A 12,538-nucleotide genomic window follows, 5' to 3' on the forward strand; every position below is an offset into this window, starting at 1 on the left:
TTAACAACATTTTTTGTCCTGCTGAACGGGGGGGCACGGCACTGTCCCGTAGCTGCAATACACACAGCAATCGCCCTGTTTTGGTTTTAAAACGGTTTTGCATTTTTCGCATTCGTAGAAATATTGGCAGGAATCTGTAGGCATTGTTTCCTCTTTCCTGTGCCCACAATTTGGGCAGGTGATGATTGACTGTAATTTGATTGTATTCATCTGTTAATTATTTATTATGGTTTTTCACGACCAATGGTTTTCAATTGATATTCTTTTTTGTCGGTTACTACATATCCGGTACCGTTTATGGCGTTTTCGATTTCATCAATATTTGTTTTTGAATCATCAAATTTCACAACTGCATTTTTGTTTTCGTACGAAGCGTCTGAACTTATAATTCCCGCCAGTTTATTTATTTCGCTATTGACGTGTTCCCCACAACTTGCGCAGGTCATTCCGCTAATTGTAAATTCTATTTCCCGGATATTAGATTGGTCTACAATTATAATCTGCTTTTCTGTTTTTGGATAGAAAACAGCTGAATAATAGGGGAAAGCAAGCATCAAGACGGCAAATAGGGTAACTATCCCCAAAAACATTTTCGACTGCGTGAACGGTATTTTCTCATCATTCTCACAGCTACAGTCCAATTGTTTTTTAGGTTTTAATTTAAGATACCAGGCAAAACCAAGAACGAAAACCGTTAACGCGATTAAATATGGCCGTAAAGGTTCGAGCCATGAAAAACTTGCAGCAAGGCCGCTTGTTCCTGCAATGAAGGCTAATAATGGTGTAACGCAACATAATGAGGCGGTGAAGGCAGCCAGTAGACCTGTGCTGATTAATTTTTTGTCTGTTTTCATATTGATTTTAAGGTTTTATTTTCACTTTTGAAGATTTCATGTTTTAAAGTTCAAGTTCTGACTGAAAAAACTGCATCAGGACTTTTTGTTGTTCTGGGGTTAAGTCTGCATCATGATGAAGTAAAAGATAAGATTTTAAAGGCATTTGGTCTTTTTCAATCTGACTGATGATGCTTTTTATTTTTGCTTTCTTCCGTCTTTTTGAATAGTCATTGAACTCATCAAAATTGAGTTCTTCTTTGCCTTCTTTAATATGCTGAGCCATAAAATATGCTCCCGGCTGCAATTCCGAATACCAGGGATAGCTGGTATTATTGGAATGACAGTCATAGCAGGAAACTTTAAGGATTGCAGCCACGTTGGCGGGCACCTTTTGGGTTCTTTCAAAACTTTGACCTGGCGGAACGGTGGAGACATTACGCTCCACCGGTATGAACTGAATGACTAAAACAATAGCCACCACTAGCACCGCCAGCCAGCCTATCATATTCAATTTTCTCATATTACATTGTGCTCATATCGTGACCCGCCATGGGATCAACCCCTTTCTTGAAAATGTATTCACTGTTCAGTAGGTAGGCTCCGGAAACAACCACTTCGTCTCCCGCTTTAATTCCGGAGGTGATTTCGATTCTGTCTTCATATTCCAGACCCGTTTCCACCATTCTGTTTACGAAGGTATTCTTCGCGGTTTTCACCCAGACCGTGGAGGATTTACCATCCCTGATTACCGCATCCACAGGCATTGAAAGGCCATCGCGGGATTTGTTTTCCACAAGAACATATACCGGCATACCGGGTTTCAGCAGATTTCCTTGGTTGGGGACGGAAACGCGGACCAGATTTATCCTGCTTGAAGCGCTGATTTCCGGATTTGTAAAATCAATCTTCCCATTAATCTTCAAATTATCCAGATCGGGAATATATACGGTGACCTTGCTGTCTTTCTGAAGGAGAGCCATTTGGGAAGAATACACCTGCGCCTCTGCCCAAAGCGATGAAAGATCTGCCAGATTCACGATGGTGCCACCTTCGGCAAGATAATCGCCTTCGGCAATGCTCAGATCGGTGATGTAACCGGCTGCATTGCTGAACACGGTAGTGGTTGGCGTGGCTTTTCCTGATCTTTCCAGCTGTTTGATCTGGCTTTCGGACATTCCCCATAAATAAAGCTTGTTGCGGGAACTTTGGAGCAACTGATCAAAATCAATGGAAGTATTGCCGACAAACAGCCTGCGTCTTTCCAGCGCCAGCAGATATTCCTGCTTTGCATTATTGAGTTCTTCACTGTAAATATCGACCAACGGCGCCCCCTTCGGAACAAAATCGCCAATGTTTTTATAATACAACCGTTCAACTCTGCCCATGACTCTGGAACTTACTGCCTGCATCTGGTACTGATTAAAATTGAGTGTTCCGGTCAGCGTAAGTTTATCAGCCATCGACCCATCAGATAGCGCGACTGTTTTGATATTCCCAAGTTTAACCTGCTCGTCATTCAAAATAATTTCGTTAGGATCAGCATTCTTTTTCTTCTCGACAGGCACCAAATCCATGTGACAAATAGGACATTTTCCCGGTTTGTCAGATACCACCTGTGGGTGCATGGAACAGGTGTAGTAGATATCGTGGCCGGCATGCGGATCTTCCTCCTTTTTACAGGAGTAAAGAAAAACCAGCAAGGCCAGCATTAAAATATTGAATTTCATCTTATCAATTTTTATCTGTTAATTTTTATGAAACTTTCGCTGTCCATCAGGTACTGTGCATTTTCGGCAACTCCATCTTCAGGAAGCAAACCACTGACGATCTGAATTTTATCGCCTACCACCGCGCCGGTAACAACCTTGTGGGCAATAAAACCGCCTTCTACTTTTTTGAACGCGATTTTATCAATCCCCAAAGAAACCACCGCTGATTTCGGCAGCCAATCTGCCATTCTGTTGTGACTCATAATCTCCGCTTTAACCTGACTTCCGACAGGAATTTTTGCGGTGGAATTATCAAAATAGACGCGCGCCGTTACGGTTTTGCTGCCCTGCCTGAAAAAGGGTTCAATAAAACCGATGATTCCTTTGAAGCGATTTTCAGGATTGGCTTCCGGGATGATCATGACTGACTGTCCTTTGCTGACCAGTGCAATGTCTTCAGAGAAAATATTGATCAGGGCCCAGGTTCTGTTGGGATTGTAGACACTGAAAATATTCTGTCCTTTCTGGAGATACATTCCCTCTTTTAGGGGTAGTTCAGCGGTGGCTGCCGTATTTGAAGCCATTGCGGGTGCAGATTGTGGTGATGACCCCATGCTTCCGGCCGATCCTGCCTGCTGAATATGTCCGCTGTAATTGCTGAAAACCGGAACTGTGAGATCAGGTTTCCCTCGCTGGATGACTTTCTGAATCTGTGAAGCCGGCATTCCCAAAAGAAGGAGTTTCTGGCGTGAAGCATCGATCATTGTTTTGTTTGAGCGGTCATTTTTAATAACGAAGAGCAGGTTTTGCTGTGCGGTTAAAAGTTCCGGGCTGTATATATCTAAAATACGCTGCCCTTTCGACACTTTCTGGTATTTATACCGCACATAGAGTTTCTCGATACGGCCCGCAACGCGTGAGGAAATACTGCCAATCTGTCGAGTATCGTATTCTACCGTCCCTAAAGCATCAACCGTGGTGGGTATGTTTTCTCTTTTTACTTTTATTACGGGCTGTTCCGACACTACAAATTCATTGGTTGGTTTCAGCAGATCGTCGAGTTTAATCCCCTCTTCCTTTTTTTCAGGGGCATCTTTCAGGACCAAATCCATCCCACATTTGGGACATTTGCCGGGTTTGTCTGAAATCACTTCCGGGTGCATCGGACAGGTATAAGTATGCATTGCAGCTTCTGCCGAGTGCTTATCTTCCCAGAACTTAACTTTGTCACACGCCGTCAAACCAAATAAAAGCATAGTGAATATTATAATTTTTCTCATCTTCTTTCAATTAAGCGGTCAATTTCAGTTTGCGTCTGCAGTGCTTTGGTCAGGATCTCGAAATATTCCAATTGGGTCATATTCAGCTGTTCCCATGCGTCATATAACATGAAGAGTTCTTCCGTATTCTGCTCATAGCCCAACTGCATGGATTTGTAGTTGTTTTTTAAGGCCGGAATAATGGTGTCTTCATAGAGTTTCAGCTGATTTTTATTCAGGTCCAGTTCATTGCGCATTCCGTAGGCCATTCCGCTGTATTCGTTCACCATCATTTCTTTCTGTGCCTGCAAGGCTTCTTCTTTCAGTTTCAGGCTTTCAATATTGGCTTTATTCATGCCTGAAGCCCAGGATACGAAAGGCAGTTTTGCCATTAGCATCAGAGAAAACTGCATGGGCTGGCCACCAAAACCAAACATGTTTTCGAACTTTACGCCAAATTCCGGCTTTAGATTCTGCTTTTCCAGATCCTGTTTGAGTTTGGCAATATTGATTTCCCGGTCGATGCCGCGGAGATCACTTCTGTTCTGATAAAATAGATCCTGACCAAAAGTCTCGAGAGAATAATCATTCAGGTTGTATTCCGGTTCAATCTCCAGTGGCGCGAGCGGGTCTCTTCCCATGAGGGCATTCAACCGGATCCGGTTGACGCGGAGGTCATTCTCGTACATGAGCTGCATGTTTTTGGAGCTTCCGAGGGCGGCTTTCGCTTTGTAATAGGCTGATATTTTACCGAGTCCGTTTTTGTACCGGATCTCGGCGTTTCTGATCATGAAATCCAGCATCTTTTCGTTTTCCTTTACGACCTTCAGCTTTTTATCCAGGACGATTGAACTGTAATACAGTTTTTTCGCATCCTGAAAGTTTTCATTGAGGGCCGCATAAAGCTTTTCTTTTTCTACGGAAGACATTGCCTTCATCAGCTTTTCGTTGGCATCGAGTTTTTGTTTATTGGGAAACATCTGCTCCACAGATACAGCCACGGAACCCATGCCGAGCATTTCGCCATCCCGCTGCCAGAGTTTTGCATTATAAGGCGTCATGAAGAAACCGGCACCCACTGTGGGCGGCATCCAGCTTCTTGCGCCTTTGGCTGCAGCATCCATTGACCGGATTTCTGCATTGTACATTTTTACCACCGGATGTTTGGCTGCAATACTGTCCATTACAGCGGGCAGGGACATTTGCTGAGCAAAAGTGGCGGTATAAAGCAAGGTAAGTACTCCTGTTATTATTAATTTTTTCATTTTGTAATCATTTAAGGATTAATGGGAAGCGTCGAGGACGTCGATTTTCCCCAGTTTGTTCAGTTCCCACTCTTTCTGCATATAAAAGATAACAGGTGTTACCAAAAGGATGTGAATTGCCGAAGTAAAAACGCCACCGACCATGGGTAATACGATTGGTTTCATCATATCACTTCCCACGCCGTGGCTCCAAAGGATGGGTACAAGTCCGAAGAGGGTGACACACACGGTCATAATTTTAGGTCTTAATCTTTTGGCTGCACCATTGATTACATATTCACGAAGTTCTTCATTGGTAATGGTCTCCCGTGAGTTTCCATTTTTGGCAATAAGCTGAATCATGGCATCGTTCAGGTAAATGACCATCACAATTCCGGTTTCTACCGCAAGTCCGAACAGTGCAATAAAGCCGACTGCAACGGCTACGGAGAGATTAACACCCCAAAGCGAAATCATGAATACGCCGCCGATTAAGGCAAAAGGAATACTGATGAGATTAAAGAAAGCTTCACGGTAAGAATTGAATGCAAAGTACATGGAAAGAAAGATCACGATTAATACGAGGGGCATAATCATTTTTAAAGTCTGCTCTCCGCGAATCAGGTTTTCGTACTGACCGCTCCATTCCACGAAATAACCTTTTGGCATTTTGTTCACCATGTTATTGAGTTTTGCCTGGGCTTCTTCTACGGTACTGCCTAAATCCCGGTCGCGTACGTTGAATAGAACAGTTCCACGCAACATTGCATTTTCAGAATTGATCATTGGTGGTCCTTCTGTAAGACGAATGTCAGCCACTGCACTTAGCGGAATGGAACCAAATTCCATCGTCTGCATGGGCAATCTTCTCAGAGATTCCAAATTATTTCTGAAATCCTGGCCGTATCTGGCATTTACCGAAAAGCGCTGTCGGCCTTCCACGGTGGTGGTGAGTTTCATTCCGCCGAGCGCACTTTCCACGACGGCATTTACATCATCCACACTTAGGCCGTATCTTCCTATTTCTTCGCGTTTCACTTCAATATCCACATATTTTCCGCCGGTAATGGGTTCTACGTACATGTCTTTTATTCCTTCAATACCGGTGAGTTCCTTTTTTATTTTTTCGGAAAGGACCGCGATACTGTCCAGGTTCTGTCCGTACACTTTTACGCCCACATCCGTTCTAATCCCTGTTGAAAGCATATTGATCCGGTTGGAAATCGGCATGGTCCAGCCATTGGTTACGCCGGGAATCTGCAGTTTGGCATTCAATTCATTAATAAGATCGTCTTTTGTAAGGCCGTCGCGCCATTCGTCCTGAGGTTTCAACAGAATAATGGTTTCAATCATGGAGATGGGTGAATTATCTGTCGCCGTGTTTGCTCTTCCGGCTTTTCCGAGGACATGATCCACCTCCGGAACTCCTTTAATGATTTTATCCTGCACCTGCAGTAATCTTTTAGCTTCGGAGTTCGAAATATCAGGCAAAGTGACCGGCATAAAGAGCAAAGATCCTTCATCCAAAGGTGGCATAAACTCGCGTCCCAGATTCATAATTAAAGGGATGCTGACCAAAAGAGCAAGAATATTAATGCCAAGCGTTGTTTTTTTCCATTCCATGCACCAGCGAATGATGGGTTCGTACACCCGTTCCAAGCCCCGATTTATTGGGTTTTTATTATCGTCTTTAAACTTTCCCTTCATAAAAAAGGAGATAAGTACCGGCGCAAGGGTAAGTACCAGGATCGCATCAACGATCAGTATAAAGGTTTTGGTGTACGCCAGCGGGTGAAAAAGTTTACCTTCCTGACCTGTCAACATAAATACGGGGAGAAAGGAAACCACGATAATCACCGTAGAGAAAAAGACCCCTCTGGATACCTGTAAGGATGATTTTTCGATAATCTTCATCCGAATATCTTCGGGAATTTTAACGTAACTGTCTTTCTCCTTATCTTTCTTTCTGAATATATTTTTTAACCAGTTGGTTTTCATTGTTAGGGGTTTTTATTTTGTTGATGGTTCTGCCAATCGGAGAGATTTTTATACGCATTTTCAGACATGATAATTCCGTTATCTACAATCACCCCGATTGCCAGTGCAATTCCGGTAAGCGACATGATATTGGATGAAAGTCCAAACGCATTTAGCAGAATAAAGCTGATGGCAATGGTGACCGGAATCTGAATAATGATACTGAATGCACTTCGCCAGTGAAAGAGGAACAGAATAACAATGATGGCGACCACGATAATCTCTTCGATCAGCTTGGTTTTGATATTGTCTATTGCCCCTTCAATAAGAGTACTGCGGTCGTACGATGTCTTGAAGGTGACGCCTTCAGGGAGACCTTTTTCCACGTCCTTCATTTTCTCTTTCACATCGTTGATGACCTTATCTGCATTTTCGCCATACCGTGCCACTACGATACCGCCCACAACTTCGCCTTCACCGTCTGCATCAAAAATACCCAGACGCAGATCGCCACCCATCTGCACAGAGCCAATATCTTTGACCCGCACGGGAATACCGTTGTAATTTCCCAAAGCAATTTCTTCAATATCGGCTACGTTCTTGATGTAACCAAGACCGCGAATGATATAGGCCATATCAGCCATTTCAAATTTACGTCCGCCCACATCATTATTGTTGGCTTTCACTTTGTTCATCACATCCATGAGGGATACGTTATAGTACTGGAGTTTTACAGGATCTACAATGAGTTGGTACTGTTTTTCGAAGCCACCAAAGGAGGCCACTTCCGCCACACCTGGAACCGTTTGAAGCGCAAACTTCACATACCAGTCCTGGAGGGCGCGCTGGTCTCCCAGATCCATTTTGGGTGCATCGAAATGATACCAGAAGACGTGACCTACACCGGTGCCATCCGGTCCGAGAGTAGGGGTAACATCCTGCGGGAGTAAGCGCTGCGCATAATTGAGCCGTTCCATTACCCTGGTTCTGGCCCAATATATGTCCACATTATCTTCGAAAATGACATACACGAAACTCATCCCAAACATAGAGGAAGCCCGGATATTTTTGATTTTCGGAATGCCCTGAAGGTTGCTGACCAGCGGGAAAGTCACCTGATCTTCAATAATCTGGGGACTTCTGCCCATCCACTCCGTAAAAACGATGACCTGGTTCTCACTCAGATCCGGAATTGCATCGATGGGATTGTCCCTTACCGCAAAAATACCCCAGATAAAAAGGCCGATTGCTATCAGCAAAACGAAATACCTGTTGCGGAGGGACAGTTTGATTAAATTTTGAATCATGGTTCTGTACGGTTTTACTTAATTTCTTCCTGAACCTCGCCACATGAAAGCATTTCTTTGCCGTAATAAGGATTCTTCACCTCACGTGAATCGCTAAGCCAAAAAGCGCCTTTGTTATCGTTATACATTGGACAAAATACTTTGTACACCGGTTTTGGAGTTCCGAAATCTTTCAGCAGGTCGTAAAAATCTGCACTCATTAAATCCAGATGTTCGCGCTGATGATCAATCTTTCCGGCGTTATCTGCAATGTGCTCGGCGTGTTCACTGATGCTTGATTCGAGATCAGCAAATTCTTTTTTCTGTTCAGCAGAAAAACCGTTTTTGTCTATTTTGGGAAAAGAAGCGAGGATCCCTTTGGCCGCACTCACCGCTTCTTTATCATCATCACCGGACAACGCGAAAGTAAGGTGGGTGTAATGAGAATAAAGCTCCGTAAGGTCAGCGGTAGTTTTTTTGGCGGCGGTCACGGTTACCTTAGCATCCATTGCCATACTGTCCATCGCTGAACTGTCCGACATCGTGCTCATATCATGCTGCATTGATGTTTCAGTGGATTTTTTCTGTTCTTTGTTTTCTTTACAGGAAGAGAGTGCAAAAGTGCAGATTGCCAAAAGGCTGAATAGTATTGTTTTCATTATTTTATAAGTTTAAAGGTTATTTATTATTAAAAAAGGCTTCGTAGTTTGCTTTATTTTCGAAGTACACGACATTATCATTTTTATCAGAGATTGCAATAATTGCGGTTGCTTTATCGATGAGTTGATGAGATATCGGATCATACGCCATGCGGGCATTTTCTTCCTGTGGGATTCTGAGTTTGCAGTTTTCACAGCAACCGTAGTAGGTTTTGCCGTCATGCTTTACTTCGAGCTGCTTTTTGCCCATGTAGGCGTTGTTTACCATACAGACCTGGTCGTGGGGGACAATATCGCCGGTCTTGAACTGTGCATTGGTAATTTGGGTAGTTTCTGCTTTTGAATTGGTGCAGGAAACGAGGAACACTGCTACAAAAGCCAGTATTCCTAAAAGAATATTCTTCATTAAATTATCGTTAAAGGTTAATTTTGAGCCTCCGTCTTGAGAGACTGTGTACGAAAATCCTGATCTTCAAGTTGTTCTTTAAAGAACATTCTTTTCTAAAAGATTACTTAAACGAGAAGTGGAAGTTCGAAGGGACATTCAGCACCGCTAAATAATCTGCGAAAAGTGTCATAAACACTTCACGACCAGACACAATTCGGGCTGTAAAAGAAGATCTTAACCTATTTTGGGCGGTTCCCAAATGGTATGGAATCCACCGGAGTAATGGGGATTCTGATAAAAGAAATTAGAATTTTTGTCATCGTAACCGGACGCTTCGTTTTTAGAATCCTCTAAAAATTTGCTGTCTGCTAGAATGGTATACTGAGCAGTGCTGCAAAGGTTACCGCTGCAATTTCCTGAGCATCCATCGGTTTGACAATTGTGTGATTTTGGGTGACAGCATTCTTCTTTGCAATCGCCGCTGTCGCAAGACGGCTGTATCTGTGCGAATGACTGTTTTATGAAAGTTTGCGAATTGGTCGCGGTTTTAATAACCTGCTTCTCCTTTTTACTGCAAGCCTGAGAAATCCCTGGCGCCAGAAATAACGCGAGTGTAAGGGAAAGCAACAGTATTTTAAAATTTCCGACCATTGTAAGTAAACAGCACAAAGATAGGGAATTATTTTAGAAGCTAAACTACTTCCTTAAAAAAGTTAGGGTTTACAACATATTAAACTTTGCCATAGCATTTATTTTTGTTTGATCTGCAATATCAATATAGGGCTTCATCGCAGCATAATCACTGTGACCAGTCCACTTCATCACGACCTGCGGTGGAATTCCTAAAGCCAAAGCGTTGCAGATAAAAGTTCGTCTGCCCGCGTGAGAACTCAAGCAACCGCAGAGAATATATCCAAAATAGATGAGAAATTGGACGCATTGCCACTTACGGAGATTGCTTTAATTGAGCAATATGAAGAAGAAAAGAAAGTGCGAATGAAATTGAATGAGGATGTCGATTATGTGAAAGAGAGAAAGATTGAAAATGAAGTCCTTTTTCCGACAAGTGTTTCTGTTGACAATAAAAATTTTAGAAAGCAAATAGACAATGATCGAGCAAAAAACAATTACTTAAATACCGAACATGATTTTAGAACTGCAGCTCGAAGGTAATTGTCATAGTTTAGGTCTAAAAACTTTTAAAAGAAAAAAAATCAGGGACGTTAGTCCCTGATTTAGTCCCTAATAATCGTAAAACACTGATTAACAGTACTTGTTTGTAGACCCACAGGGACTCGAACCCCGAATGACTGAACCAAAATCAGGTGTGTTGCCAATTACACCATGGGTCTGTCCGTTTAAGTGGTGCAAATTTAATACATTTTTCGAATAAAGCAAAGATTATCACTGAAAAAATTGATAAATTTATACTTTAAAATATGCGGTACCATGCGGATTGATTTTAAGAATCTCAATATGAATAATTTACAGCCCAAGGATGTTTTCGGGCAAAAGGTGTATCAATTTATCGAAGAGTGGCATTCCCCGGGAAAAACCGTATCCGTGCAGACTTCCGGCTCTACGGGTGTCCCGAAAATCTTTCAGATTGAAAAAGAAAAAATGAAACATTCGGCCCGCATGACTTGTGATTTCCTGGGTCTGAACCCCGGCAACACCGCATTGCTGTGCCTGCCCGTAGAATATATCTCCGGCAAAATGATGGTGGTGCGCGCAATGGAGCGAAATCTGATGCTGCACGTTCGTCACCCGTCTCTACAACCACTGGAAGGTCTGCAGGACGAGATTGATTTTTGTGCCATGACTCCGCTGCAGGTTGAGCACTCGCTGGAACAACTGCACCTGATTAAAAATCTGATCATTGGGGGTGCACAGGTCTTAGAAAGTCTGATTGCCAGAATTGAACAGCAGTCCGGATGCCGCAATCCCGCGCAGCGTATTTTTGAAACCTATGGCATGAGCGAAACGCTGTCGCATATCGGTTTGAAAGAAATTTATCCGAATCGCCAAGACTACTTTACAGTTTTTGAGGGCATAGAAATTGGCCTGGATGAAAGGGGATGCCTGAAGATTAACGCGCCGCAACTGAATCCGGAAGTATTATTGACCAATGATCTGGTAGAACTCAGGAATGAAAAGCAGTTCCGCTTTCTGGGCAGAACAGACCACATCATTAACTCCGGTGGGGCAAAAATATTCCCCGAGCAACTGGAGGCACTGGTCAGGCAAAAGATTCCGGGAGAAGCGTTATTTATAGGAGCAGATGATGAGGTTTTGGGGCATAAACTGGTGTTGGTGATAGAGGGATTTTATTTTTCTGAAGATGAAATCCGGGAAAAACTGAAAACGGTTCCCTTCGAAAAGTCTTTTCATCATCCGAAAGAGATTATCTTTGTCAAAGAAATTCCCCGCACCCCCAATGGTAAAGTGAACCGGAATGCATTGCGGAACATTATAAGGGATTTATAAAGAATACAATGACAGATTTCAGTTCCGAACTTACGTACAAAACCTCCCGCTCTTCCGGCGCGGGCGGGCAAAATGTGAATAAAGTGGAAACTGCCGTCACCGTCATGTGGAAGGTGGCTGATTCTGCATTCTTTTCAGAAGATGAAAAACTGCGGATTTCAGAAAAATTGAAAAACAGAATCAACGCCGGGGGAATTCTTCAGCTTACGGTTACCGAAAGCCGCACCCAGTTGCAAAACAGGAAAATTGCTTCCGCTAGAATACTGGAGCTGGTGAATCAGGCTTTGTATATTCCCAAATCGCGGAAAGCCACCAAGCCGTCCCGCGCACAGATTGAAAAGCGGCTGAAGACCAAAAAACATCTTTCGGAAAAGAAACAAAACCGTAAATTCAGGATATAAACATGTCCCCGGCAGACCAATCATTTAATATTTCGTATATTTGTAGGAAAGTCAATGGCTAAATAATTGATTGAAATGCAGAATTTTAGAGATGACAGACGAATCCGCGGACTATTGAAGTCACTGTGGTATCTGCATCGTGATATTTTTTTGAAAAACTCCAAGGAGTTTGTCCACTAAGCCCTGTTTCGTTCGCAACAGGGACATTCTACTTGAAAAAACCATTTAACCGGGATACTTCCGTAAAGAAATCATGTACCACAGCGTCGTCATTTCTTCTGCGGGCGATGGA

The 12,538-nt window shown here is 43.0% G+C and carries 13 protein-coding genes, 1 tRNA gene and 1 pseudogene; 3 read left to right on the forward strand and 12 right to left on the reverse strand.

Features of this window, described 5'->3' with window-relative positions; translation table 11 throughout:
- The 11 genes and pseudogenes from LKO26_RS06965 to LKO26_RS07010 form a co-directional block, all read right to left on the reverse strand.
- Entirely contained in the window at positions 1-210 is a 210-nt protein-coding gene (locus LKO26_RS06965; protein ID WP_227587136.1) for a GDCCVxC domain-containing (seleno)protein, read from the reverse strand.
- A gap of 14 nt (positions 211-224) precedes the next feature.
- A complete protein-coding gene (gene merTP / locus LKO26_RS06970; RefSeq protein ID WP_227587137.1) occupies positions 225-854 on the reverse strand; it encodes a mercuric transport protein MerTP in 630 nt (209 codons plus the stop codon).
- A 43-nt stretch (positions 855-897) separates the two neighbouring features.
- On the reverse strand, positions 898-1,356 hold the full coding sequence (locus LKO26_RS06975; protein ID WP_227587138.1) for a heme-binding domain-containing protein: 459 nt from the start codon (positions 1,354-1,356) through the stop codon (positions 898-900).
- Position 1,357: 1 nt separating this feature from the next.
- A complete protein-coding gene (locus tag LKO26_RS06980) occupies positions 1,358-2,563 on the reverse strand; it encodes an efflux RND transporter periplasmic adaptor subunit (protein WP_227587139.1) in 1,206 nt (401 codons plus the stop codon).
- An 11-nt stretch (positions 2,564-2,574) separates the two neighbouring features.
- Positions 2,575-3,825, reverse strand: coding sequence for an efflux RND transporter periplasmic adaptor subunit (locus LKO26_RS06985; RefSeq protein ID WP_227587140.1), 1,251 nt, complete (start codon positions 3,823-3,825; stop codon positions 2,575-2,577).
- Positions 3,822-5,069, reverse strand: a complete 1,248-nt coding sequence (locus LKO26_RS06990) for a TolC family protein (RefSeq protein ID WP_227587141.1) — start codon at positions 5,067-5,069, stop codon at positions 3,822-3,824. Before LKO26_RS06990 ends, LKO26_RS06985 begins: the two co-directional genes overlap by 4 nt.
- Positions 5,070-5,087: 18 nt before the next feature.
- Positions 5,088-7,046, reverse strand: coding sequence for an efflux RND transporter permease subunit (locus LKO26_RS12725; RefSeq protein ID WP_262907427.1), 1,959 nt, complete (start codon positions 7,044-7,046; stop codon positions 5,088-5,090).
- A 2-nt stretch (positions 7,047-7,048) separates the two neighbouring features.
- Positions 7,049-8,332: an efflux RND transporter permease subunit gene (locus LKO26_RS12730; RefSeq protein ID WP_089819482.1), complete on the reverse strand. Its 1,284-nt coding sequence runs from the start codon at positions 8,330-8,332 to the stop codon at positions 7,049-7,051.
- 14 nt (positions 8,333-8,346) lie between these two features.
- Entirely contained in the window at positions 8,347-8,970 is a 624-nt protein-coding gene (locus LKO26_RS07000) for a DUF3347 domain-containing protein (RefSeq protein WP_227587142.1), read from the reverse strand.
- Positions 8,971-8,989: 19 nt separating this feature from the next.
- Positions 8,990-9,376: a hypothetical protein gene (locus LKO26_RS07005; protein ID WP_034871896.1), complete on the reverse strand. Its 387-nt coding sequence runs from the start codon at positions 9,374-9,376 to the stop codon at positions 8,990-8,992.
- Positions 9,377-10,078: 702 nt separating this feature from the next.
- A pseudogene (locus tag LKO26_RS07010) lies at positions 10,079-10,252 on the reverse strand (site-specific integrase); the annotation flags it as partial.
- Between LKO26_RS07010 and LKO26_RS07015 the strand changes: the two are divergent.
- Positions 10,241-10,531 (forward strand): hypothetical protein, encoded by a 291-nt coding sequence (locus tag LKO26_RS07015; protein WP_227587143.1) that lies wholly within the window; start codon positions 10,241-10,243, stop codon positions 10,529-10,531. The pseudogene LKO26_RS07010 and the gene LKO26_RS07015 overlap by 12 nt on opposite strands.
- A 107-nt stretch (positions 10,532-10,638) precedes the next feature.
- Here the strand turns inward: LKO26_RS07015 and LKO26_RS07020 are convergent.
- Positions 10,639-10,710, reverse strand: a tRNA-Gln gene (locus tag LKO26_RS07020).
- 97 nt (positions 10,711-10,807) lie between these two features.
- Here LKO26_RS07020 and LKO26_RS07025 point away from each other — a divergent pair.
- Both LKO26_RS07025 and arfB read left to right on the forward strand, forming a co-directional pair.
- Positions 10,808-11,845: an AMP-binding protein gene (locus LKO26_RS07025; RefSeq protein ID WP_227587144.1), complete on the forward strand. Its 1,038-nt coding sequence runs from the start codon at positions 10,808-10,810 to the stop codon at positions 11,843-11,845.
- Between the two features lie 8 nt (positions 11,846-11,853).
- Positions 11,854-12,246: an alternative ribosome rescue aminoacyl-tRNA hydrolase ArfB gene (gene arfB, locus LKO26_RS07030; RefSeq protein WP_227587145.1), complete on the forward strand. Its 393-nt coding sequence runs from the start codon at positions 11,854-11,856 to the stop codon at positions 12,244-12,246.
- Positions 12,247-12,538 lie beyond the last annotated feature (292 nt).

This window comes from Chryseobacterium sp. MFBS3-17, from assembly GCF_020687745.1.
GTDB lineage: Bacteria > Bacteroidota > Bacteroidia > Flavobacteriales > Weeksellaceae > Marnyiella.